The 25,863-nt window shown below is 33.2% G+C and carries 23 protein-coding genes; 13 read left to right on the plus strand and 10 right to left on the minus strand.

Annotated features, from left to right (window positions below; all coding sequences use genetic code 11):
* Positions 1-21: 21 nt before the first annotated feature.
* From RSE15_RS08950 to RSE15_RS08975, 6 genes are all read right to left on the minus strand, one after another.
* Positions 22-312 carry a hypothetical protein gene (locus RSE15_RS08950; RefSeq protein WP_324067681.1) on the minus strand — a complete coding sequence of 97 codons (291 nt, stop codon included), beginning with the start codon at positions 310-312 and terminating at the stop codon, positions 22-24.
* A complete protein-coding gene (gene nadD / locus RSE15_RS08955; protein ID WP_324067683.1) occupies positions 309-890 on the minus strand; it encodes a nicotinate (nicotinamide) nucleotide adenylyltransferase in 582 nt (193 codons plus the stop codon). The genes RSE15_RS08950 and nadD overlap by 4 nt, the downstream gene beginning before the upstream one ends.
* Positions 891-937: 47 nt before the next feature.
* Positions 938-1,510: a guanylate kinase gene (gmk, locus tag RSE15_RS08960; RefSeq protein ID WP_324067685.1), complete on the minus strand. Its 573-nt coding sequence runs from the start codon at positions 1,508-1,510 to the stop codon at positions 938-940.
* Positions 1,511-1,590: 80 nt separating this feature from the next.
* A complete protein-coding gene (locus tag RSE15_RS08965; protein WP_324067687.1) occupies positions 1,591-2,451 on the minus strand; it encodes a YicC/YloC family endoribonuclease in 861 nt (286 codons plus the stop codon).
* Between the two features lie 91 nt (positions 2,452-2,542).
* Entirely contained in the window at positions 2,543-3,421 is an 879-nt protein-coding gene (locus tag RSE15_RS08970; protein WP_324067689.1) for a DMT family transporter, read from the minus strand.
* Positions 3,414-3,770 carry an arsenate reductase family protein gene (locus RSE15_RS08975; RefSeq protein WP_324067691.1) on the minus strand — a complete coding sequence of 119 codons (357 nt, stop codon included), beginning with the start codon at positions 3,768-3,770 and terminating at the stop codon, positions 3,414-3,416. The genes RSE15_RS08970 and RSE15_RS08975 overlap by 8 nt, the downstream gene beginning before the upstream one ends.
* Before the next feature lie 79 nt (positions 3,771-3,849).
* Between RSE15_RS08975 and RSE15_RS08980 the strand changes: the two genes are divergently transcribed.
* Positions 3,850-4,305, plus strand: coding sequence for a DinB family protein (locus RSE15_RS08980; protein WP_324067693.1), 456 nt, complete (start codon positions 3,850-3,852; stop codon positions 4,303-4,305).
* Between the two features lie 30 nt (positions 4,306-4,335).
* Positions 4,336-5,478 carry a cystathionine gamma-synthase gene (locus RSE15_RS08985; RefSeq protein ID WP_324067695.1) on the plus strand — a complete coding sequence of 381 codons (1,143 nt, stop codon included), beginning with the start codon at positions 4,336-4,338 and terminating at the stop codon, positions 5,476-5,478.
* 67 nt (positions 5,479-5,545) lie between these two features.
* Here RSE15_RS08985 and RSE15_RS08990 read toward each other — a convergent pair whose 3' ends face one another.
* Positions 5,546-6,322, minus strand: a complete 777-nt coding sequence (locus RSE15_RS08990; protein WP_324067697.1) for a THC0290_0291 family protein — start codon at positions 6,320-6,322, stop codon at positions 5,546-5,548.
* Positions 6,323-6,538: 216 nt separating this feature from the next.
* Between RSE15_RS08990 and gdhA the strand changes: the two genes are divergently transcribed.
* From gdhA to RSE15_RS09025, 7 genes are all read left to right on the plus strand, one after another.
* A complete protein-coding gene (gdhA, locus tag RSE15_RS08995) occupies positions 6,539-7,882 on the plus strand; it encodes an NADP-specific glutamate dehydrogenase (RefSeq protein ID WP_324067699.1) in 1,344 nt (447 codons plus the stop codon).
* A gap of 118 nt (positions 7,883-8,000) precedes the next feature.
* Positions 8,001-10,289 carry a type IX secretion system anionic LPS delivery protein PorZ gene (locus tag RSE15_RS09000; protein ID WP_324067701.1) on the plus strand — a complete coding sequence of 763 codons (2,289 nt, stop codon included), beginning with the start codon at positions 8,001-8,003 and terminating at the stop codon, positions 10,287-10,289.
* On the plus strand, positions 10,289-11,002 hold the full coding sequence (gene recO, locus RSE15_RS09005) for a DNA repair protein RecO (RefSeq protein ID WP_324067703.1): 714 nt from the start codon (positions 10,289-10,291) through the stop codon (positions 11,000-11,002). Before RSE15_RS09000 ends, recO begins: the two co-directional genes overlap by 1 nt.
* Positions 11,003-11,081: 79 nt before the next feature.
* Positions 11,082-14,582 carry an isoleucine--tRNA ligase gene (ileS, locus tag RSE15_RS09010; protein ID WP_324067705.1) on the plus strand — a complete coding sequence of 1,167 codons (3,501 nt, stop codon included), beginning with the start codon at positions 11,082-11,084 and terminating at the stop codon, positions 14,580-14,582.
* A 47-nt stretch (positions 14,583-14,629) separates the two neighbouring features.
* Positions 14,630-15,010 carry a TraR/DksA family transcriptional regulator gene (locus tag RSE15_RS09015; RefSeq protein WP_324067707.1) on the plus strand — a complete coding sequence of 127 codons (381 nt, stop codon included), beginning with the start codon at positions 14,630-14,632 and terminating at the stop codon, positions 15,008-15,010.
* Between the two features lie 82 nt (positions 15,011-15,092).
* Positions 15,093-15,728 (plus strand): lipoprotein signal peptidase, encoded by a 636-nt coding sequence (locus RSE15_RS09020; RefSeq protein WP_324067709.1) that lies wholly within the window; start codon positions 15,093-15,095, stop codon positions 15,726-15,728.
* Positions 15,728-16,009, plus strand: coding sequence for a hypothetical protein (locus tag RSE15_RS09025; RefSeq protein WP_324067711.1), 282 nt, complete (start codon positions 15,728-15,730; stop codon positions 16,007-16,009). The genes RSE15_RS09020 and RSE15_RS09025 overlap by 1 nt, the downstream gene beginning before the upstream one ends.
* Here the strand turns inward: RSE15_RS09025 and RSE15_RS09030 are convergent.
* Genes RSE15_RS09030 through RSE15_RS09040 form a run of 3 tightly spaced genes read right to left on the minus strand, consistent with a single transcriptional unit; the run spans position 15,996 to position 18,841 of the window.
* Positions 15,996-16,580, minus strand: a complete 585-nt coding sequence (locus RSE15_RS09030) for a 5-formyltetrahydrofolate cyclo-ligase (RefSeq protein WP_324067714.1) — start codon at positions 16,578-16,580, stop codon at positions 15,996-15,998. The two genes, RSE15_RS09025 and RSE15_RS09030, sit on opposite strands and share 14 nt — an antisense overlap.
* The gene (locus tag RSE15_RS09035; RefSeq protein ID WP_324067716.1) at positions 16,573-17,811 is read right to left on the minus strand and encodes an aminotransferase class I/II-fold pyridoxal phosphate-dependent enzyme; all 1,239 of its coding nucleotides are present in this window, start codon (positions 17,809-17,811) and stop codon (positions 16,573-16,575) included. Before RSE15_RS09035 ends, RSE15_RS09030 begins: the two co-directional genes overlap by 8 nt.
* Positions 17,812-17,866: 55 nt before the next feature.
* Positions 17,867-18,841 carry a succinylglutamate desuccinylase/aspartoacylase family protein gene (locus RSE15_RS09040; RefSeq protein WP_324067719.1) on the minus strand — a complete coding sequence of 325 codons (975 nt, stop codon included), beginning with the start codon at positions 18,839-18,841 and terminating at the stop codon, positions 17,867-17,869.
* Between the two features lie 276 nt (positions 18,842-19,117).
* On the opposite strand from RSE15_RS09040, the gene uvrC reads away from it, so the two are divergent.
* From uvrC to hppD, 4 genes are all read left to right on the plus strand, one after another.
* Entirely contained in the window at positions 19,118-20,914 is a 1,797-nt protein-coding gene (gene uvrC, locus RSE15_RS09045) for an excinuclease ABC subunit UvrC (RefSeq protein WP_324067721.1), read from the plus strand.
* Between the two features lie 7 nt (positions 20,915-20,921).
* A complete protein-coding gene (locus tag RSE15_RS09050; protein WP_324067723.1) occupies positions 20,922-23,132 on the plus strand; it encodes a patatin-like phospholipase family protein in 2,211 nt (736 codons plus the stop codon).
* A 159-nt stretch (positions 23,133-23,291) separates the two neighbouring features.
* On the plus strand, positions 23,292-24,452 hold the full coding sequence (locus RSE15_RS09055; protein ID WP_324067725.1) for a homogentisate 1,2-dioxygenase: 1,161 nt from the start codon (positions 23,292-23,294) through the stop codon (positions 24,450-24,452).
* Between the two features lie 53 nt (positions 24,453-24,505).
* Positions 24,506-25,666 (plus strand): 4-hydroxyphenylpyruvate dioxygenase, encoded by a 1,161-nt coding sequence (gene hppD, locus RSE15_RS09060; protein ID WP_324067727.1) that lies wholly within the window; start codon positions 24,506-24,508, stop codon positions 25,664-25,666.
* Positions 25,667-25,863: the final 197 nt, after the last annotated feature.

Below are 25,863 nucleotides of genomic sequence, written 5' to 3' on the forward strand. Positions count from 1 at the left end.
GAATGGTAAAGGAATGTTAAGTTATAACTCCTTAATTGCGATTTTTAATTGATTGCTAATATTACTAAAAATTGTATATTCGTTTATTAATAATTCACAATTGCATTCTTTTCTTGCAACTTTTACAATGTGTTTATACCAATCTAAATATGTCCAATCTTTTGGTTTTGGCGAATATAAAAACTGTTTTTCATTATCCCAATGAACTTCTGTGGCAGTTCTATAGATTAAAGTGAATTTTTCTTTTTTGGGTTTGATATACAATCTTTCCAAATCATCAATCCCTATTTCAATTATTTCGTCAAATTTCATTTTTTATAAAAATTATTATGTTCTACATATTCCCATACTTTATTCGGTAACATCGGAACTACATTTTTACCTTTTTTAATGCTTTCGCGAATGAAGGTGGAGGATAATTCAATTACAGGGGCGCCTACACGATGAATTTTTGAATGATTGACAAATTGCTCGTCGATTTCACCAGAATTGAATCTTGGATACACAAAAATATCGTGGTTTTGCAAAATGACTTCGTAGTTTTTCCACTTGTGGAGTGAGTTCAAATTGTCTTCACCCATGATTAAGGAAAATTCGTGTTTTGGAAATTTTTCTTGTAAATGCGCTAAGGTATTAACGGTATAATTCGGCTGCGGTAATTTGAATTCAATATCCGAAGGTTGGATTTTTGGGTAATCTTCCGTTGCTAAATGCACCATGTGTAAACGATGGTAATCATCTAACAAAGTACTTTTCTGCTTGTGCGGATTATGTGGCGTAACGACCATCCAAATTTGATCCAAATCAGAATGCTCTGCCATGTGATTGGCAATAATTAAATGCCCAATATGAATGGGATTAAACGTTCCGAAATACAATCCGATTTTCATAATTATTTGTTGTAAAGACGCGATTAATCGCGTCTCTACTCTACGGTTTATTTATTAATAAAATCTTTTACCAATTGATACGCATCTTCTTTGGCCACATCTAAATCATAATTTTTGATGATGGTGTCAAATTGTGGAGCGGTTGCTAATTCTACTGATGCTTTTGCGATACGCATGTTAATTTTGTCTTCGCTTTCTGTAGAACGTTGTTTTAGACGACGTTTTAATTCGTCAACGCTTGGTGGTTTTACAAAAACAGCTAATGTTTCGTTTGGAAATTTGCTTTTTATACGTAAACCACCCGCAACGTCAATATCAAAAATTACGTGTTTTCCTAACGACCAGATACGTTCTACTTCGGCTTTTAAAGTGCCGTAGAAATTATCGGTATATACTTCTTCCCATTCCACAAAATCTTCTGCTTTAATATGCTTTTTGAATTCGTCCCAAGAGATAAAATAATAATCTTTTCCATGTACTTCTTCGCCACGTGGTTGGCGCGTTGTACACGAAATTGAAAATTCTAAATTCAAATCGGGTTGTGCTAATAAATGTCTTACTATAGTGGTTTTTCCTGAACCTGATGGTGCAGAGAATACTAATAATTTTCCTTTAGTCATTGTGTTGTTATTTTTGCCACGGATTATAGGATTATAACGATTTTAATCCGTGAAAATTCTTCTAATCTGTGGGGCTTAAACTATAAAACGTTTAATACTTGCTCTTTAATCTTTTCCAATTCATCTTTCATCATTACCACCAATTTTTGCATTTCGGTATGGTTGGATTTGGATCCCATGGTATTGATTTCTCTTCCCATTTCTTGCGTGATGAAACCTAATTTTCTTCCGTTTGCTTCTGTTCCGTTTAAGGTTTCTAAGAAATAGTTCAAATGGTTGCCCAAACGCACTTTTTCTTCGGTAATGTCGTATTTTTCTAAATAAAAAATTAATTCTTGTTCGAAACGATTTTCATCAACATTCACTTTTAATTCGTCTAAAGCAGTTCTTAAACGAGTTTTTACGGTTTCAACGCGTTCAGCATCGTAAGAAACCGCTTCGTTCATTAAGTTATTGATGTTTGAAATGCGCAATTGGAATTCTTTTTCCAAAGAAGCACCTTCGTCTTTTCTAAAATTAGCGATGTTTTCTAACGCTTCATTAATTACAGTTTGGATTTGTTTCCATTCGTTTTCATCAATTTCGTCGCGCTCTGTTTTTAAAGCATCGGGCATGCGAACAGCCATTTTCATTAATTCCGTTTCATCTGCATTTGGAATCACGGCTTTCATCTGGTTGATGTACCCTTTTATAATTGGCACATTGATTTTTGAAGTCGTTTCTTCGCCAGTAACTTCCACATAAAGTGAAAAATCAACTTTTCCACGCTCTAAACGTTGCGAAATTTGATTGCGTATACCCAATTCCATTTCACGAAAAACAGAAGGCATACGTGTATTTAAGTCTAAACCTTTACTGTTTAGCGATTTGATTTCTACTGTAATTTTTTTGGTTGGTAATTGCAAAGAAGCTTTCCCAAAACCCGTCATGGATTGTATCATATTGTTATAAAAATGTCTTCAAAGATATGAAAAAGTTTTCAGTCACAGTCTCAGTTTTCAGTCCTATACTGAGACTGTCAACTGAGACTGCCTACTTTTTCTGGGTTACTAAATAAACCCCAATAAATATCAACACCGCCGAAATTAATTTTACCAAACTCAAATCGTCTTTTCCTAAACTTACTGCGAAAATGGTAGCAAAAAGAGGTTGTAAATAGATAAAAACCGCTACGGTTGTGGGTTTTAGTTCTCGCATTGAAATTAAATTTAGCAAATACGTTAAGAACGTTGAAAATATCACAACAAAACCAATTTTCCAGATAATATCGATTGGTAAATTAGCAAAATCTATCGCATGAAATTCGCCCCAACCAAAAGGTAATACCATCAAAAAGCCAAAAGTATAAATCCATTTTACGAAGGTAAAAGCATTGTATTTATCCATTAATTTCTTTACGATGATGAGGTAAAATGCATAGGAAACAGCGTTAACAAAAACCAATAAATTGCCTAAACTCGCATTCCTGGCATTGACTAATGATTTTCCGTACAAAATTAAAGTTACGGTAACAGCTAAGCCTAGAATGATTCCTAAAATTTTTCGATTTTCCATCCGTTCTTTCATGATGAATGCTGATAAAACGAGTACAATCATAGGTGTGGTTACCATTAATACGGCTCCCATAATAGGCGAAGTATAACTCAATCCTTTGAAAAAAGTTAGCATATTGAAAGCTACTCCGAAAAACGCAGCAGCAACAATGCGAGGAAAATCTTCTTTGGCGATTTTTTCTTTGGGTCCGAAAAAGGATATCAACCAAAATAAAATCACCGAACCACCAACACGCATGACAATAAATCCGAAAGCATCAACGTATTTAGGCATAACATCTTTAGCAATCGTAAAGGTTACGCCGTAAATGATGGAAACTAAGGTAGCGGCAAATAAAGCCCAACTTCTTTTAGACACTTTGAAGAGCTTTCGTTAATTTAAGGACATTGGGTTGCGTGTTCCCGATAAAAATTTCATTATTAAAAAGAATAACAGGACGACTCAAAAACGTGTAATGTTCTAAAAGATATTTTTTAAAATCGGCTTCAGTTAGATTTTTATCTTTTAAACCTAACGATTTATACAATTGCGCTTTTTTGCTAAAAAGCGCTTCGTAACTTCCCGAAAGTTGGTACATTTCTTCCAAATCGCTTTCTGAAATTGGATTTTGACGAATGTCAATAAAGGTCAATTTATCAGAATTAGGTAACGATTTGATGATTTTTCGGCACGTATCGCACGAAGCCAAGTAATATATTTTATTCATTTTGATGTTTTTCAATTTCAGCCACAAAAATACAGTCTTTTGAATTCTAAAAATCAGTAATTTTATAAAAAAATAAATAATGGAAGCAACTTTTAGAATTTGGCAAACCAGCCGAGGATTGTATCAAAATTTTTTAGACAACTATTCGTTAGAACAACTCAATACCATTCCGGCAGGCATGAGTAACAATTTGATTTGGAACATTGCACATGCTATTGTTTCACAGCAAAAATTGGTATACGCGTTATCAGGATTGCCAATGCATATTTCGGATTCCCTTTTTGAGAAATACCAAAATGGTTCGCGTCCAGATGGAAAAACTACGCAAGCTGAAGTAGATGAAATTAAAAAATTGCTTTCAGAAATGGTAGAAAAAACCAAATCCGATTTTGAATCAGGCGTTTTCAAAGAATTTAATCCGTATCAAACGAAAACAGGATTTCATTTAGGAACTTGGAAAGAAGCGATGGAGTTTAACAATTATCATGAAGGAATTCATTTGGGAATTATGTTGCAAATCAAAAAATTCCTTTAATCTTATTACCTTTGTAAAAAATTAATACAAATGAAATTTAATACCAAAACGATACATGGTGGACAACATCATGAAAAAGTAACGGGAGCGGTAATGCCACCGGTATTTCAAACATCGACTTATGTGCAATCAAGTCCTGGAAAACCAGTCGGCGATTACGAATACAGTAGAGCAGCAAACCCAACAAGAACCGCTTTAGAAGATGCTTTAGCAAGTATCGAAAACGGAGCAAGAGGTTTGGCTTTTTCTTCTGGTTTAGCAGCAACCGATTGTTTGTTACGTATGTTCAAAGCAGGTGACGAAATCATTGCAATGGACGATTTATACGGTGGAACATACAGATTATTTACAAGATTATACAAAGACAGCGGTATCAAATTTCATTTTGTGGATATGAATGATTTGGAGAAATTCCAATCATTAATCAATGAAAACACAAAATTGGTTTGGGTAGAAACACCAACAAATCCATTAATGAAATTAGCAGATATTGCTGCGATTGCTCAAATCACTAAAAAGCATAATATTCTGTTTGCAGTTGATAATACTTTCGCAACTCCCTATTTACAAAAACCATTGGATTTAGGTGCTGATATTGTAATGCATTCGGCGACAAAATATTTAGGAGGTCACTCAGATGTAATTGCGGGAGCTTTAATTATTAAAGATAAAGCGTTAGGCGAAGAATTACATTTTAAACAATTCGCAACAGGAGCTACCTTAGGACCAATGGATTCTTTCTTGGTTTTAAGAGGAATCAAAACATTGCATTTACGTGTACAACGTCATTGTGAAAATGGAGAAAAAGTAGCTGCATATTTAGATAATCATCCTTTAGTAGAAAGAGTTTTTTATCCTGGATTAACATCGCATCCATTTCATGAAATTGCTAAAAAGCAAATGAGTGGTTTTGGAGGAATGGTAACGTTTACTTTTAAATCTGGTAAAAAAGAAGATGCGATTAAATTCTTAGAAAATTTAAAAGTATTCACTTTAGCAGAATCATTAGGTGGCGTAGAATCGTTAGCAAATCATCCAGCTTTGATGACACATGCTTCAATTCCTGAAGACAAAAGAAAAGAAGTTGGCATTTCAGATGATTTAGTTCGTTTGAGTGTTGGAGTTGAAGATATCGAAGATTTGTTAGCCGATTTGGAACAAGCTTTCAAGTAATGGAAATAGTTATAAATAAAAATCCCGATTCGTGAGAATTGGGATTTTTTTATGTTGCAATATACTATTAATTTAAATAATAAATATAGCCTACATGAAACCATAAGTTCCAGTCATTAGCTTTGTTTTCGGTATAAATTTTTGGATCAGGGTTTAAACCATCAACCCAGTCAGAATAATAGTATTGCCATCTTACTTCTGCAAATAAATCCGATAATTCTGTTAATTTATATCGTGTTCCAATACTCGATACTACCGACCAAGTACTTCCTCCTTCTTTTGACCATGCTCCATAATATTTTACAGGAGTTGATATAGGAGTGTCCATAGGACCAAGCTCTGAATATGTTCCGTTTTGGAAAAAAGAATAATGAGCTCCTAAAGCAATAAAAGGAGCCCAGCGACCTTTACTTGCCGTAAATTCTCTAATACTAAAAGGAAAATATTCTAATTGCATTCCAATATCAGTTACTTTAGCTTCACCTTTCATAGCTCTTAATTGAGCAGCAGTAGAAGAATTTTTGTTTACCCATTTTCCAAAATGTTTCAATTTTGTACTATTGTAAGATAATTCAGAACGAACTTTGAAATGGTCGTTAAAATAGGTTTTTGGGGCATAACAGTTACATTTTGCTCGATAAGCAAAATTCATGTAGTGTACTAATCCAATTCCTATTCCTGTATTGCCTGCATTTGTTTCAAAATCATGCCTTACTCCAAAATCAGATTGCAAAGCAACTTCACCAATAAATGCTCCAACTTCGTGAGAGAAACCAAATTGTGCATTCACGGACAAGTTTACTCCAAAAAGCAATATCAAGAGATATTTATTTTTTTTAGTCATTACTAAAAATTTTCCATTATAGGACAAATATATAAAAACAAAAGGCACTTTTATTAAAGCCTTTTAATTTTTTTATAACAAAAATTATAATTTTTTATTAAAAATATAACAAGTAACTTTTATAATGTATATTTGTCGACTTAAATTTTAGAAAATTATAATTTAAGAAAAATAACATATTTATTGAATTAGTTTATTTACAAGTTTTATAGAATAATGGAACAAAAAATCAATGATTTTATGGCTCTAATTGAAGCCAAAAATCCAAATGAGCCTGAATTTTTACAAGCAGTAAGAGAATTTGCTGAAACCGTAATGCCTTTTATTGCCAATGAAAAAAAGTATGATGGAAAAAATGTATTGTTAAGAATGGCTGAGCCAGAGCGTTCAGTTATTTTTAGAGTGCCTTGGGTAGATGATCAAGGCGAAATTCAAGTTAATAGAGGATTTCGTATTCAAATGAATTCTGCAATTGGACCTTATAAAGGAGGTATTCGCTTCCACCAAACGGTAAATTTATCGGTGCTTAAGTTTTTAGCTTTTGAACAAGTATTTAAAAATAGTTTAACAACGCTTCCAATGGGAGGTGGTAAAGGAGGTTCTGATTTTGATCCACAGGGAAAATCAGACGCTGAAGTTATGCGTTTTTGCCAATCATTTATGACAGAATTATGTCGTCATATTGGTCCAGATTTAGACGTTCCTGCTGGAGATATTGGCGTTGGTGCTAGAGAAATTGGTTACATGTTTGGTCAATATAAAAGAATTAGAAACGAATTTACAGGTGTTTTAACAGGTAAAGGATTGGCTTACGGGGGTTCGTTGATTCGTCCAGAAGCTACAGGTTACGGAGTTGTTTATTTTACACAACAAATGTTAAAAACAGTTGGACAAACTATTGAAGGTAAAACGGTAGCTATTTCTGGTTTTGGAAATGTAGCTTGGGGTGTAGCTTTAAAAGTGAATGAATTAGGCGGAAAATTAGTTACAATTTCTGGTCCTGATGGATATATTTATGATGCGGATGGAATTTCTGGTGAAAAAATCGATTTCATGTTAGAAATGAGAGCAAGCGGAAATAACAGAGCGGAAAGTTATGCAGATAAATTCCCAAGTGCTGTTTTCCATAAAGGAAAAAGTCCATGGGAAGCTAAGGTAGATATCGCAATACCATGTGCGACTCAAAATGAATTAACTGAAGCAGATGCAATGAAATTAATTGCAAATGGTGTTTTATGTGTTACAGAAGCAGCTAACATGCCATGTACTTTAGACGCTATTAAACAATTTTTAGATGCAAAAGTATTATTCGCCCCTGGAAAAGCAGCTAATGCTGGAGGTGTTGCAGCATCTGGTTTAGAAATGACACAAAACTCTATTCGTTTAAATTGGACGAGTGAAGAAGTAGATGCTCGATTAAAAGACATTATGACTGGAATTCACAGTCAATGTAAAAAATACGGAACTGAAGAAGATGGTTATGTTAACTATGTTAAAGGAGCCAATATTGCTGGTTTTGTTAAAGTTGCAGATGCGATGTTAGCACAAGGAGTTGTGTAAAAAGCATTTTTTATAATTTAAAAGCTCTTTTGGTTTACTAAAAGAGCTTTTTTATTATCTGATTATATCAAAAACTAAAATTAATGCGTTTGTAGTATATTTGTATTAAATTCTCGTAATGAAGATAAAAACACTCATATATATATTATTTGTTACTCAATTCTCTATAGGGCAACAGAGTAATCAGATGTGGAAAGGTTATTTTTCATATAATGAAATTGTTGACGTTGAATCAGCATCAAATGCAGTATTTGCTTCAACTCAAAATGCACTTTTTTCACAAGTTATTGCGTCTTCTAACTTGAATATTTACAATTCAATTACTGGATTAAAACCTGATGTTATTTCTACAATTCATCATTCAGAGAGTTTTAATAAAACGTTTGTTGGAAATAAAAATGGATTAATTCTGATACAAAATCCTGATGGCTCAGTAACCACTAAAGTGGATGTAATTGAAGAAGTTCCTGTGCCGCCAAACAAAAAGAAGATCAATGATTTTTATGAGTTCAATGGTCGATTATATGTAGCAACGGATTATGGTATTTCTGTTATTGATGTAGCAACGTCAGAATTTATAACCACTTATTTTATTGGAACCGCAGGAGAAGAAACGGAAGTATTACAAACTACGGTCTTAAATAATGAAATCTATGCTGTTACAAGAAGTTTTGGCATAAGAAAAGCTAATATAAATAACCCAAATTTGTTCGATTTTAGCCAATGGCAAACTTTTGATACAAACTTTTGGTCTGGAATTGTAACATTTAATAATCAATTGGTTGCTACCAATACTAATGCAAGGACCTACAGCTATAATGGAGCTTCGTTTCAGGAAATTTTGAATCACAATCAAATAGGGTTAAAACTAAAAACGAATGGTAATGAACTTATTATTACCACGCAAAACAACATTTATGTTTTAGGACAATCCTTTAACATTATGGCTCATATAACTCAAATCCCAGATTTAAATGTAAAGTTTACAGCTGCTACCGTTGTGGATGAGTTTATATATATTGGAACTGAAAAGAATGGCTTGTTTTCTACCACTTTAACAAACCCAGCCGTTTTTACTGCCATGTCTCCAAATGGACCCCTTCAAAATTATGCTTTTAGAGTAAAAAAAGGTAAAAATAAACTTTGGATGGTGCATGGCGATTATTCACAACAATTTAATCCGTATCCTCTAGACGAGTTAGGCATAAGTACTTATACTACTGATAATAGTTGGCAAGTATTGCCGTATCAAGATTTATTAGGAGCCAAATCACTTTCGGATATTGCTATAAATCCATCAAGACCAAATGAAGTTTTTGTTACTTCTTATTTTTCAGGGATGTTAAAATTTCAAGGGGAAGAGGTAGAGTTGTTAAATAACACCAATACAGGGCCAAATGGTTTAGAGTCATTAGTTTTGTCGGGAAATCCATCATATATTGATATTCGAATCAATAGTCCTGCTTTTGATAAAGAAGGAAATTTATGGGTTACTAATGGTCTTGTTGACAGAGGCATAAAAGTGTTGCGAGCTAACGGTCAATGGCAATCATTTGATTTAACAGGAATAACAGCAAACTTAGCTACGGGAAGATATAATTCTATGGCTATTGATAAAAACAGTACCAAATGGATTGCCGCCTATAATGATGGTGTTGTAGCTTTTAATGAAAATTACAGCAATAAGTTCATTGTCATCAATCAAGAAAATGCTGATATTCCTGCTCCAGTTGTAAATTGTTTGGCTATTGACAACCGTAATCAATTATGGATTGGAACTATGGCGGGTTTACGAGTATTATCAAGTATAGATCGTTTTATTACTGAAACAGAACTTGATGTTTTTCCTATTATTATTCAAGAAGGAGATTTAGCACAAGAATTATTTTATCAGCAACCTATTTTAGATATTGCAGTTGATGGTGCTAATAGAAAATGGGTTTCTATTGCCGATGGAGGAGTGTTTTTAGTATCATCTAATGGACAACAAACTCTTTATAGATTCGATAAAAGTAATTCGCCCTTGCCAAGTAATAACATTTTAGATATTGAAATTGATGGAGTTTCAGGAGAAGTATTTTTTGTAACTGATAAAGGAATGGTGTCGTTTTTAGGAACTTCAACCAAACCAAGTGATGGTCTTGGAGATGTTTATGTGTATCCAAATCCAGTTCGTCCTAACTTTGTAGGAACGGTCAAAATAAGCGGATTAACCGATAAGGCAAATATAAAAATTACCGACATAGAAGGAAATTTAGTATATGAAACTACTTCTTCTGGAGGTACAATTGAATGGGATACCACAGCATTTGGAAAATACAAAGTGGCTTCTGGAGTTTACATGATTTTTGTAGCTTCTGAAGACGGATTAGATTCTACAGTTAAAAAGGTAATGATTGTCAGATAATGCTCGTCAAAACTAAAGCCATCGTTCTTTCTTCCATAAAGTTTCAAGAAAAAAGCTTGATAGTCAAATGCTTTACCGAATCAGATGGTTTAAAAAGTTATTTTGTCCAAAGCGTCTATTCCAACAAAAAAGCCAATCAAAAAATCGCGTACTTTCAGCCATTAACCATGATTGAAATCGAAGCTAATCATAAGAATAAAGGCACACTCGAACATTTTAAAGAAATCCGATTAGCTCACAGCTATTATTCCATAAACACTGATGTTGTCAAAAGCACTATCGTAATTTTTCTTTCCGAAATTTTGCATCACGCCATCAAAGAAGAAGAAAAAAACCAAAACTTATTCTCTTTTTTAGAAACGGCGCTTCTTTGGTTAGACACACACGATGAAATGGCTAATTTTCATCTCATTTTAATGATGGAAGTTACTAAATATTTAGGATTTTATCCCGATGTAACTGAAAAAGAGTTCGCTTTTTTTGACACGAAAGAAGGTTATTTCACCCCTTTTCAAAGTGTACATTCGTTAACCGAACACGAAACGCATTTGTTTAAAAAACTATTAGAATTAAAATTTGATGCCGACCAAAAAGTATTTGCTGGAATTGAACGCCAAATATTATTAAAAATCCTTCTAGATTTCTACACTTTACATCTCGATGGTTTCAAAAAACCAAAATCGTTAGACGTTTTAAAAGAAGTTTTTTCCTAACGCTTAACTTTTGCCTTTTACCTTTTGCCTTTTACCTTTAAATCATTACTTTCGCAAATTGATTTAAGAAAGCGACAAAATGAGTACAAAATTTACTGAATACAAAGGACTTGACTTGCCAACAGTAGCATCAGAAGTTCTTGATTTTTGGAAGAAAAACAACATCTTTGAACAATCCGTAACTTCTCGAGAAGGAGCTACACCTTACGTGTTTTTTGAAGGGCCACCATCTGCAAATGGTTTGCCTGGAATTCACCACGTAATGGCGCGTGCGATTAAAGATATTTTTTGTCGTTATAAAACTCAAAAAGGCTACCAAGTTAAGCGAAAAGCAGGCTGGGATACGCACGGTTTACCAGTAGAATTAGGTACCGAAAAAGAATTAGGCATCACCAAAGAAGACATCGGAAAAACCATTTCAGTTACCGAATACAACGAAGCATGTAAAAGAACCGTTATGCGTTACACTGACGTATGGAACGACTTGACTGAAAAAATGGGGTATTGGGTAGATATGGAAGATCCGTATGTGACGTACAAATCCAAATACATGGAAACCGTTTGGTGGTTGCTAAAACAAATTTACAACAAGGATTTACTATACAAGGGCTACACAATTCAGCCCTATTCTCCAAAAGCAGGAACGGGTTTGTCTTCGCATGAAGTTAATCAGCCAGGTTCATATCGTGATGTTACGGATACAACGATTGTAGCGCAATTCAAAGCAAAAGACGAAACCTTACCAAGCTTTTTACAAGGATTTGGAACGATTCATTTCTTAGCTTGGACGACCACTCCTTGGACGTTGCCATCAAATACAGCATTGACAGTTGGTCCAAAAATTGATTATGTTTTAGTTCAAACTTATAACCAATATACTTTTGAACCAGTAAATGTAATTTTAGCTAAAAATTTAGTTGGAAAACAATTTGGAGGAAAGTGTTTTGAAAGCAATGATTTGTTCGATTTTTTAAGTATACCAAAAAAAATTGATGCTGAATCTGTTAACATTCAAGTCTTAAAAGACATAATGTCTCAAAAAGAAATTGATGGTGTTATTGAAGCAATTAATTTCAATAAAGAGATAAAATCTAAATTTCCATATAGAGTTTTATCTGAATTTAAAGGCTCTGATTTAGTAGGAATTCGTTATGAACAATTACTACCATTAGCATTACCTTATCAAAATCCAGAAAATGCTTTTAGAGTAATTTCAGGAGATTTCGTTACAACGGAAGATGGAACTGGAATTGTACACACCGCTCCAACTTTTGGAGCAGATGACGCTAAAGTTGCTAAAGAAGCAACGCCAGAAGTGCCACCAATGTTGGTTTTAGATGAAAACGGAAATCCAGTGCCATTGGTAGATTTACAAGGTAGATTTATCCAAGGTTTAGGGGATTTTTCAGGTAAATACGTTAAAAACGAATATTACAACGATGGTGAAGCACCAGAACGTTCAGCTGATGTAGAAATTGCTATTCAATTAAAAGAAGAAAATAAGGCTTTCAAAGTCGAAAAATACGTACACAGTTATCCACATTGTTGGAGAACAGATAAACCAATTTTATATTATCCATTAGATTCTTGGTTCATTAAGGTAACCGAAATCAAAGATAGAATGTTCGATTTGAACGAAACCATCAACTGGAAACCAAAAGCTACAGGCGAAGGTCGTTTCGGGAATTGGTTGAAAAATGCTAACGATTGGAATTTATCACGTTCAAGATATTGGGGAATTCCTTTGCCAATTTGGAGAAGTGAAGATGGAACCGAAGAAATGTTGGTTGGTTCAGTTGAAGAATTGTATAACGAAATCGAAAAATCAATCGCGGCTGGTTTCCAAACAGAAAATCCGTACAAAGGATTCAAAATTGGCGACATGAGCGAAGCCAACTACGATTTAGTGGATTTACATAAAAATGTAGTAGACGGAATTGTTTTAGTTTCTCCATCTGGAAAACCAATGAAACGCGAAACCGATTTAATTGACGTTTGGTTCGATTCAGGTGCGATGCCTTATGCACAATGGCATTATCCATTCGAAAACAAAGAATTAATCGACGAAAACAAAGCTTTCCAAGCTGATTTTATTGCGGAAGGAGTAGATCAAACACGTGGTTGGTTCTATACATTACATGCGATTGGAACATTAGTTTTCGATAAAATTGCCTACAAAAACGTAGTTTCAAATGGATTAGTTTTAGACAAAAACGGACAGAAAATGTCGAAACGTTTAGGAAATGCCGTGGATCCATTCACTACTTTGGCTGAATATGGTCCAGATGCTACACGTTGGTACATGATTTCGAATGCTAATCCTTGGGATAACTTAAAATTTGATATCGAAGGTGTTGCTGAGGTTCGTAGAAAATTCTTTGGAACGTTATATAATACGTATTCGTTCTTTTCGTTATATGCTAATATTGATGGATTTACTTATGATGAAGCGGAAGTTCCATTAGAAGAAAGACCGGAAATTGATCGTTGGATTTTATCTGAATTACATACTTTAATTCAAGTTGTGGATGAAGCCTATGCAGATTACGAACCAACAAAAGCAGCAAGAGCAATTTCTGATTTCGTTCAGGAAAACCTAAGTAATTGGTATGTTCGTTTGTGTAGAAGAAGATTTTGGAAAGGTGAATATGCACAAGATAAAATTGCGGCTTATCAAACGCTTTACACTTGTCTGTTGACAATTTCTAAACTTGGAGCACCAATTGCACCGTTTTTCATGGATAAACTATACAGAGATTTAACGTTAGCAACATCCTCAGAAAATTATGACAGTGTACATTTGGCGCAGTTTCCAGTTTCGGTTGAAAACTTTGTTGATAAGTCGTTAGAGAGCAAAATGTTAAAAGCACAAACGGTTTCTTCGTTGGTTTTATCGCTGCGTAAGAAGGAAATGATTAAAGTGCGTCAACCGTTGCAAAAGGTAATGATTCCAGTACTTGATGAGAATCAGCGTGCTGAAATTGAGGCAGTTTCTGACTTAATTATGGCAGAGGTAAACGTGAAAGAAATTGAATTATTAGACGATGCTTCGGGTGTTTTAGTGAAGCAAATTAAGCCTAATTTTAAAACATTAGGACCTCGTTTTGGAAAGTATATGGGATTGATTTCCAAAGAGATACAAGGTTTTGGACAAGATGAAATTGCAACATTAGAGCGTCAAGGTGAATTAGTTATGGATATTTCAGGAAAAAGTATAACTTTATCACTAGAAGATGTTGAGATTTCTTCGCAAGATATTGAAGGTTGGTTAGTAGCCAATTCAAACGGAATTACGGTAGCATTAGATATTACGATTTCCGACGAATTAAGAAAAGAAGGTATTGCGAGAGAATTGATTAACAGAATTCAAAATATCAGAAAAGACTCAGGTTTTGAAGTAACAGATAAGATTACTGTTAAAATGGAAAAAAATACGCAAGTAGAAGAAGCTGTTTTAGCAAACGAATCGTATATTAAGTCAGAAACCTTAACCGAATCGTTAATTTTTGTGGATACCCTTGAAAATGGTACGGAAATTGAGTTTGATGATATAAAAACAAGTATATTAATTTCAAAATAAAAGCCAAAAGCTTTTATTTAAAGTATAACTATAAAAATATTGAAATTATGATAGAGGAGCAAATTAGATTTTCAGACGCTGATTTGGCTGAATTCAAAGCATTAATTCAAGCGAAATTAGAAAAAGCTAAAGGTGATTTAGAGCTTATTAAGAGTGCCTATATGAATGATTTAAATAACGGAACTGATGATACATCACCAACGTTTAAAGCATTTGAAGAAGGCAGTGAAACAATGAGTAAAGAAGCCAATTCACAACTAGCTATTCGTCAAGAAAAGTTTATTAGAGATTTAAAAAATGCCTTAATTCGTATTGAAAACAAAACCTATGGTTTGTGTAAAGTTACAGGCAAATTAATCAATAAAGAAAGATTAAAAATCGTCCCTCATGCAACTATGAGTATCGAAGCGAAAAACTTGCAACGTTAATCTTTTTACAAAATTTTACTAACGCTCCGTTTGGGGCGTTTTTTATTTGATAAAAACTACTACTTTTGCAAAAAAAATGAACATGTCGTTAAAGAAAGCCTATATTTTAATCCTTGCTATTTTATTAATTGATCAGATTTCTAAAATCTACATTAAAACGCATTTTTTTATTGGAGAATCCATAAAAGTAATGGGTTTAGAATGGTTTCAAATTCATTTTATAGAGAACGAAGGCATGGCTTGGGGTGCTGAAATCCCCGGAGATTACGGAAAACTAATCTTAACTTTATTCCGTATCGTAGCCGTAGGTGGAATCGCTTGGTGGTTGTGGGATTCAGTAAGAAAAAATGCGTCAAATTACTTAATAGTAGCTATTGCTTTGATTTTTACAGGCGCATTAGGAAATATTATCGATTCAGTTTTTTACGGCGTAATTTTTAACGATAGTTACCATCAAGTAGCAACTGCTTTTGCTGACCAACCTTACGGTACTTGGTTCCATGGAGAAGTGGTAGATATGTTCTATTTTCCAATGTGGGAAGGAAACTTACCTTCTTGGTTGCCAATTTGGGGCGGCAAACACTTTACTTTCTTCAACGCTATTTTCAATGTAGCCGATGTTGCAATTTCTACTGGTGTTGGGATTTTAATCGTTTTCAACAAAAGAGCTTTTGCTCATACGGATAAAGAGGAAGAAACTATTCAAACTCAAGAATAATGTTTCCGACAGATTCTGAATTTACACTTTTATACTTTGTGTATTTTTCGGTATTTGCTTATTTTCTTTTGGGTTTAATTTTTACTAAAAGAACTATATATAAAGTGAATTTGACCATTTTTATGGTCTATTTTTTATATATGTTTTACATTTTTTTAGATGAAGATAATTTTAAAGGTGGAAATTCTTTAGCGGTTTTATTTTATGGCGGGATTTTTGTGGTAACTCACATTATTATTTATGGAGTAATTGAATTGATTACGAGTTTTAGAAAGAAATAATCCCCTCAGGTGTCACACAAAAATCCAAATTTACATCATTTTCTGAAACATCGTCAATTTTATCTTCTGGAGGAAAGAACGACAACCCAATTTTAATCGTTTCAGGCTTGCATTTACTTAGAAAGTTATCGTAAAAACCTTTTCCGTAACCAACACGATTTCCGTGCTTGTCGTAAGCTAAAAGAGGCACAAAAACCACATCAATTTTTGCATCAGGAACTTCTAAACCATCAACCGGTTCTGGTACGTTGTAACTGTTTTTTTTGATTTTGGTATTATCGGTTAATAAAAAAGGCGTCATTCCTAAAGTGGCAAAGTCGCACTTCGAAATGACGATTTCTTTATCTTTTCCCGCTAAAATTTGCAGTATATATTCGGTATTGATTTCTTTTTGCTCTTCAATCGTTAAAAACAAATGATAATACAATTTGTCCCAAACCAGCCTGCCGCTAGGCTCAGCATCCATTCGCAACAATTGGTTCGCAATCGCCAAACTTTTGTCTTCGATTTCTTCTTCAGTTAACGATTGTCTTAATACTTTGTACTTACTTCTTAATGCCTTTTTATCCATTTACAGACGCTTTTAATTCGTCTATAAAAGTAGTTAAATGTTCTATTTCTACGTGATCCATCACCACAATTTTATACCATTTGTTGTTTTCATTGTGTTGTTGAGGTACCAAATCATACTTTTCAGCAATTTTTTCTGGAATGGATTCCGAATGAATGGTTACGATATTCATAAAAGGTTCGCGGAAATATTGGATATTCAATAGGTCTAATTCGTGACATAAAAATTGAGTACGCATTTGTAAAATACTTACTTTTTCAAACCAGCCAAAAGCACCATAGGTAAATAAAATCATCCAAACTGCCACCGCATTCGCACCAGAACGACTTCCGCAAAGGGTTAAATCCATTCCTTCTACGTATTCGGCTTCTTTGGTAAGTACGTTTTCGATTAATCCTTTTCGGCAAACAAAAATACCTGTTCCATAAGGCGCTTGCAACATTTTGTGCGCATCAATCGTAATCGAACTAATTTTTGGATTGCTAAAGTTGATATTTGTTTTTTGATTGCTAAACGGATACACAAATCCGCCATAAGCACCATCAATATGTAAGCGATAAGTAACGTTGTGTTTTTCTAAAATCGAAGTATAATCATCAGGATTATCAACGGAACCAAACATGGTAGTTCCCATATTAGAAACAGCGATGAAATATTTTTTGCCTTTATTTTTTGCTTCTGAAATGATGTTATCCAATGCATTCACATCTATTTCGCGATTTTCAAATCCAACCGGAATTTTTAACCAATCAATTTGCAATAAATTCGAAGCCTTTGGAATTGAATAATGCGTGTCTTCCGAAGCTAAAATGGCAATTTCGTCTAATTTTGCATCAAAATTATGTAGGAATTCATTTCTAAAAACCCAAATAGCTTGAATATTCGCTTCGGTTCCACCTGGAGCAATGTAACCATCAAACTCATTTTCTTTAGCTTTAAAAATATCAACGGCAATTACATTTAATACTTCGCGTTCAATTTCTTGAGTGCCATAAAACGCTTTTTCGGAAGTGCCAAAAGTGTGACATCCAATGTTATTTGGATTTGCTACATAGGTTTGAAGTGTTGGTGCGTCTTTTAAAAATGGCGCATCATCATAAAAAACACGACTATCTAACTTAGAAGCAGGATAGCCTAATGAAGCATCTTTTGAGAAGTTAACATTATCGTGTAAGGCTTTATCAATTCTTACCTTTCTTTCTTCGTGTGTAAGTTTTTTCCAAAAATTCATGTCTAAAAATTTTCACGAAAATACAGTAAGCCAAATCAATAAAACATGATAATTGTTAGCTTTTCAATTCCAAATGGGTAGAAATATGAAAAACTGCATCCCCTTGATAAATAATTGGCGCATCATTTACATTAATAATATATCCTTCATGCGGCGCTTTGACTTTATGTTCAACTTTTCCATAGGGGTCAGAAATAGTGGCTAATAAATCGCCTTTTTTAACAAAACTGCCAATAATTGCTGTTCCATGAAACATACCTGAATATTTGGCTCTAACCCAACTCGATTTTTCAATATATATGGTTTTGTGGGTTGGAATTGTAACTTTTTTTCTTGGATTTAGCATGCCTAAATGATCTAAAAAGCGTTTGGTTCCTTCCAAAGCTTCTTGTGTAACGTTATCATTTAAGTCTAATGATTTTCCGCCTTCAAAAAGTAACATTTTTACGTCCAATTTATCGCAAGAATTTCGAAACGTACCCGAAATATTCTTCGAATACAAGGTAAAAGGAGCGTTAAAGACATCGGAAAGTTCTTTTAATTCTGAGTTTTCTGGAACAATTCTAATTTGAGGGGCATTAAATCGACTCGCACCACCAGCATGAAAATCGATGGCGTAATCTACATGCGGCATAATTTCTTTTAAAATATAAAAGGCAAATCGACTGGCTAGTGAACCTGTTTTACTACCTGGAAACACACGATTTAAATCGCGACCATCAGGAAATTCCCGGGTCTTATTAATGAATCCGAAAATATTGATGATGGGAATACAAATAACGGTTCCCCGTTTCGGCTTATTTATTTTTTGAATGATTAACTGACGCACAATTTCGGTTCCGTTGATTTCGTCGCCATGCAAACAGGCAGTGAATAAAACCGTTGGACCATCAAGTTTTGAACGTTCTACAATAATGGGAATTTTCAATTTATTCATGGTGTGCAACTTAGCAATTTCCATATTAATGGTTTTGCTTTCACCTGCTAAAATGGTTTCTTTAAGAATGGTTAAGGGTTTTGAGGCTGTCATTTGGTTGATTCTTAGGTGTTAAAAATACGAAAAGTTCAAGAAGAAGGGCAAGTTCAAGTTAAAAAATCAATTTTTTATTGGAATATAAATTGAAGAAATGAAAAGTTTAAAAGTAAAACGTCTCTGTGTATCTCTTTTCAACAGCATCAAAATCAAAAAAAGTTCCGTGAATCTCTGTGTAAAAAAACTCAAATCAGATTTGTAAAGCATCCGCCCTATCCGCGTGCCAATTAAAACAATTCTATTATCTTTGTTCTTTACTCTTTTCTAAAAAAAATGCAAACACCATTAGAACTTCAAATCCAAACTTTGCCTGATAATCCAGGTGTGTATCAGTATTATGATAAAGATGGAAAAATTCTATATGTTGGAAAAGCAAAAAACTTAAAAAAACGCGTTCAATCGTATTTCACCAAGAATCACGATAATTATAAAACTTCGGTTTTAGTAAAGAAAATAGTTACAATTAAACATATTGTTGTTCCAACGGAAACCGATGCGTTATTGTTGGAAAATAATCTGATTAAAAAGCTACAACCACGATATAATGTCTTGCTTCGCGATGATAAAACGTATCCTTGGATTTGCATCAAAAATGAACGATTTTCTAGAATATTCTCTACCCGAAAAATGATTAAAGATGGTTCAGAATATTTTGGACCATACACAAGTTTTAAAACCGTTCATACGATTTTAGATTTAATCAAAGAATTATATCCATTGCGAACTTGTACTTACGATTTGTCTAAACCCAATATCGATTCAGGGAAATTTAAAGTGTGTTTGGAATATCATATTGGCAATTGCAAAGGTCCTTGCGAAGGTTATGAATCGTTAGAAAACTACCAAAACCAAGTGGAGAAAATCCGTCAAATTTTAAAGGGAAATTTCAAAGAGAGTTTGAAAGATTTCAAGAAATTGATGACCGATTTGGCGATGGAAATGCAATTTGAAGAAGCGCAAAAAATCAAAGAAAAAATCGAAGTTTTAGAAAATTATCAATCGCGTTCCACTATTTTGAATCCGAAAATATCCAATTTAGATGTGTTTTCCATTATTTCCGATGAAACGATGGCATATGTGAACTTTTTGCAAATTTCGCATGGAGCAATTGTTCGTTCGCATACGTTAGAACTAAAGAAAAAACTAGACGAAACAAACGAAGAATTGTTAGAATTAGCGGTAGTAGAATTGCGCGAACGTTTTCATTTGAATTCTAGAGAAATAGTGGTTCCTTTTGCTATTGATTTGGGCGAAAATATCAAAGTAACAGTTCCACAATTAGGAGATAAAAAGCAAATTTTAGAATTATCCGAACGTAATGCCAAATATTATCGCTTAGATCAATTAAAGCAAATTCAAATTGTTGACCCTGAGCGACACACGAATCGTATCATGGCACAAATGCAAAAAGATTTACGTTTATCAGTAGAGCCAAGACATATTGAATGTTTTGATAATTCGAATATTCAAGGAACGAATCCTGTTTCGGCTTGTGTGGTATTTAAAGATGGAAAACCAAGTAAGAAAGATTATCGTCATTTCAATATCAAAACAGTTGAAGGGCCTAATGATTTCGCATCTATGGAAGAAGTGGTGTACCGAAGATATAAACGTATGTTAGATGAAAATCAGCCGCTCCCACAATTAATTATTATTGACGGTGGAAAAGGACAATTATCATCCGCATTAAAAAGCATTGATGATTTAGGATTGCGAGGAAAAATTGCGATAATCGGAATTGCTAAGCGTTTGGAAGAATTGTTTTATCCTGGTGATTCAGTTCCTTTATATTTGGATAAAAAATCGGAAACTTTAAAAGTAATTCAGTTTTTACGAAACGAAGCGCATCGATTTGGAATTACACATCATCGCGATAAAAGAAGTAAATCAGCATTAGCCAATAGTTTAGAAAGTATTCCTGGAATTGGTGAAAAAACTATGATTACTTTAATGAAACATTTCAAAAGTGTTAAAAGATTGCAAGCAGCTGATGAAAAAGCAATTTCTGAGGTTGTAGGTCTTTCAAAAGCCAAAAAAATTTCCGACTTTTACAAGACAATTCAATCTTAAAGAAGTGATGAAAAAACTACTCTTGTTGGTAAGTCTTCTAATTTTTACTCAAATTAGCTTGGGACAAGACAATAATACACAAAATAAGCGCCCAAAAGTTGGCTTAGTATTAAGTGGTGGTGGTGCAAAAGGTTTGGCTCATATTGGGGTGCTTAAAGTTATTGATTCGCTAAACATTAAAATAGATTATATTGCTGGAACCAGCATGGGTGCAATTGTTGGGGGTTTGTATGCCTCTGGATATAACGCAAATCAATTGGACTCAATTTTTTCAAATATTGATGTAGACGCCCTATTACAAGATTATACTCCGCGCGAAGCTAAATCATTTTATGAAAAAAGAAATGATGAAATTTATGCTTTAACATTACCATTTAATAAATTTAAATTAGGATTGCCTTCTGGATTATCAAAGGGACTTTATAATTTTAATTTAATTTCATTATTAACACAACATGTGAGTAATGTAAGGGATTTTAATCAATTACCAATTCCATTTTTATGTATAGCTACAGATGCAGAAACTGGAGAAAAAATGGTTCTCGACAAAGGAATATTAGCCCAATGCATGGTCGCAAGTGGCGCTCTTCCAACACTCTATAGTCCAGTAGAAATTAACGGTAGATTGCTAATTGATGGCGGCGTAATAGATAATTACCCTATAGAAGAATTATTAGCAAAAGGAGTAGATATTGTAATTGGAGTAGATGTTCAAGATGGTTTAAAAACAAGAAATGAGTTAAAAGGTGTAACATCACTTTTAGCACAAATTAATAATTTTTCCATGATTGAAAAAATGGAAGGAAAACAAAAAGCCACTAATATTTATATAAAACCAGATATCAAAGGTTATTCAGTTGTAGATTTTGAAAAAGGTAATGAAATAATTGAAAAAGGGAAAGAAAAAGCATTAGAGTTTGTTAAAGAACTAGCGCCTTACAGAAATTTAACATCAGAGAATCGAAATGAAATTGTAGTTCAAGATTCTATTTATATTAAAGAGGTTGATTTTAATAAACTTGATAATTTTACTAGAGCTTATATCTTGGGTAAATTAAAATTTAAAAGGAGTATTAAAATATCCAATTCACAACTACAAAAAGGAATATCCAATTTAAATGCGACACAAAACTTTAGTGCCATAAATTATTATTTTGAAAAAGCGCAAGATGGTCAAAATTTAATATTGCAATTAAAGGAAAATGAAAACAATACCTTTTTAAAGTTTGGATTGCATTATGATGATTTGTTTAAAAGTGGAATTTTGTTGAATTACACAAAGAAAAAATTCTTAGTTAAGAATGATGTAGCTTCTTTAGATTTGATTTTAGGAGATAACATTCGCTATAATTTTGATTATTATATTGATAATGGATTTTACTGGAGTTTTGGTTTTAATTCAAAATTAACAACGTTTAATCGTAATATAACCAGTAATATAACAAGAGATTTAGCAATTGATCCAGATATCAGCACGATAAATGTTGATTTTTTTGATTTAAGTAATCAAGCCTATTTGCAAACTATTTTTGCTCAAAAATTCTCTATTGGTAGCGGTTTAGAATTCAAATATTTAAGATTACGTTCAGAAACATTACAGAATGGAAATTCAGTTTTTGAAAGCAGTAATTATTTATCACTTTTTGGTTTTATAAAATACGACTCGTTTGATAAAAAGTACTTTCCAAAATCAGGCTGGAACTTTAATTCAGAGCTGCGTTCTTATGTTTATTCTTCTGATTATAATAATAGTTTTGAACGATTTTCCATTGCAAAAGCCGATTTTGCTTTTGCACAACCTATTTTTAAGAATATAACGTTTAAATTTCAATCGGAAGGCGGATTTTCTATTGGAGAACGTAGTATTCCTTATTTTGATTTTATTTTAGGAGGATATGGTTTTCAACAAGTGAATAATATTAAGCCTTTTTTTGGATATGATTATTTAAGTCTAACAGGAGAAAGTTATTTAAAATTATCACTTACAGCAGATTATGAGTTTTATAAGAAACATCATTTTAATTTTATTGCTAATTTTGCCAATATTGGAAATAATATTTTTGATACATTAGAGACGTGGTTCGCTAATCCAAATTATTCAGGATATTCCTTTGGATATGGGATGGAAACAGTAATTGGACCAGTAGAAATTAAGCATTCATGGTCGCCTGAAACAAGAGATCATTACACTTGGTTTTCAGTTGGTTTTTGGTTTTAATTATTTTTTACGACATTTGTAATGATGAAAAATTGGGCAGGCTTACTTTCGTATTTAAAGTTCCTCATCAAGAGAAATCCTGAGTGAGTAATTTTTTAATTTAATTAGCAGGGTTTTACAATCTTGCAAAAGCTATTTAATAACTTTAAATTAAAGAAAATGCCAATATATCACAAATTAGGGAATATCCCTCATAAAAGACATATACAGTTCCGTAAACCAAACGGAGATTTGTATTATGAGCAATTGTTCGGTACGGTAGGTTTTGACGGCATGTCAACTAATTCATACCACGAACAAAGACCTACACAGGTTAAAGAAATCAGAAGACAATACAGTGTTGCGCCAAAAATTGCAAAAGCAAACAACATTCAATCTTATAAGTTAAGAGGATTTGATGTTGCGCCTCAAGACGATTTTTTAGAAAGTAGAAAAATTGTATTGACAAATTCAGATTGTCATATTGTTCTTGCAGCGCCTAGAAAATCTACAACCGATTATTTTTATAAAAACACGGATTCAGATGAGGTAATTTTTATTCATCAAGGAACAGGAAAATTAAGAACCATGTTAGGAAATTTAGATTTCAAATATGGTGATTACTTAGTAATTCCTCGTGGGATGATTTATAAAATGGATTTTGATACCGAAGACAATCGTTTGTTTATTGTTGAATCACATTCACCAGTTTATACACCAAAACAATATAGAAACTGGTTCGGACAATTATTAGAACATTCTCCTTTTTGCGAAAGAGATATTCGTCGTCCAGAAGAATTAGAAACGTATAATGAAAAAGGGGATTTTGTAATCAAAGTAAAGAAAAAAGACGAAATTTTCGAAATGGTTTATGCTTCACATCCATTTGATGTAATTGGTTATGATGGATTTAATTATCCATATGCCTTTTCAATTCACGATTTTGAACCAATTACAGGAAGAATCCATTTACCACCACCAATTCATCAAACTTTTGAAACAAACGCATTTGTAATTTGTTCGTTTGTTCCAAGATTATATGATTACCACCCATTGTCTATTCCAGCTCCATATAATCATAGTAATATTGATGCCGATGAGGTATTGTATTATGTGGATGGAGATTTTATGAGCAGAAACGATGTAAAACCAGGAAATATTTCCTTACATCCTGCCGGAATTCCACACGGACCACACCCAGGAGCAGCAGAAAGAAGTATTGGTAAAAAAGAAACGTTAGAATTAGCAGTAATGGTAGATACTTTCAAACCTTTAATGGTTACAGAAGAGGCTATGAATATTGCTGATGATACGTATTATCAATCTTGGTTAGAAGAATAAATAAAAACAACAACAACTCAGGGTTTTTAAAACCTAAATTAAAAATATAAATTATGTCACAAGAATTAAAATCAGTCGAGTACGGCTTAGAAAAAATATTTGAAGGAGCGCAAGATTTCTTACCTTTATTAGGAACAGATTACGTAGAATTTTACGTTGGTAATGCTAAACAAGCAGCTCATTTTTACAAAACAGCTTTTGGTTTTCAATCCCACGCATACAAAGGATTAGAAACAGGGTCTAAAGACGCTGTAAGTTATGTGTTAAAACAAGACAAAATCAGATTAGTTTTAACTACAGCTTTAACAAGTAACTCTCCAGTTGGAGAACATGTAAAAAAGCATGGCGATGGTGTAAAAATCGTAGCGCTTTGGGTTGAAGATGCTAGAAAATCTTTTGAAGAGACTACTAAACGTGGCGCAAAAGTTTTTATGGAGCCAACAGTAGAAACAGATGAGTTTGGTGAAGTAGTTCGTGCAGGAATTTACACTTACGGTGAAACTGTGCATATGTTTGTAGAGCGTAAAAACTATACAGGTTCATTTTTACCAGGATTTGTTGAATATAAATCAGATTACAACCCAGCACCGGTTGGTTTAAAATACATTGACCACATGGTAGGAAATGTGGGATGGAATGAAATGAATACTTGGGTAAAATGGTATGAGGATGTGATGGGATTTGTGAATTTCTTATCGTTTGATGACAAACAAATTACTACAGAATATTCTGCCTTAATGTCTAAAGTAATGAGTAATGGTAACGGAAGAATTAAATTTCCTATCAACGAGCCTGCAGAAGGAAAGAAAAAATCTCAAATTGAAGAATATTTAGATTTTTATGAAGGGCCAGGGGTTCAACACATTGCAGTTGCAACAGATGATATTTTAACTACAGTTGCCGAAATGCGTGCAAGAGGAATTGAGTTTTTAAGCACACCTCCTCAAGCATATTATGATGCAATTCCAGAAAGATTAAAAGATCATATGTCTAAATTTAAAGAAGATATTAACGAACTTCAAAAATTAGGTATCATGATTGATGCAGACGAAGAAGGATATTTATTGCAAATTTTTACCAAACCAGTGGAAGATCGTCCAACACTTTTCTTCGAAATTATTCAAAGAATGGGCGCTAGAGGCTTTGGTGCAGGTAACTTTAAAGCCCTTTTTGAGTCTATTGAACGTGAGCAAGCTTTGCGAGGAACGCTATAAAATAACGAAATTATTAACAATTAACCATTTAAATACTGCAAAACAATAATGTTTTCGATAAAAATATGTTAAAGTTGAAATTTAGCTAAGAATAATTCAAAAACATATATACCTTTGCACTCGCAAAACAAGGAGGTAGTTTGCCTTGATTTGTAATAAATTTTCATAATTTATAGTTTTTGGTTGGTTAATAGCAT

The sequence above is a fragment of the Flavobacterium sp. genome (assembly GCF_035195345.1).
Taxonomy (GTDB): domain Bacteria; phylum Bacteroidota; class Bacteroidia; order Flavobacteriales; family Flavobacteriaceae; genus Flavobacterium.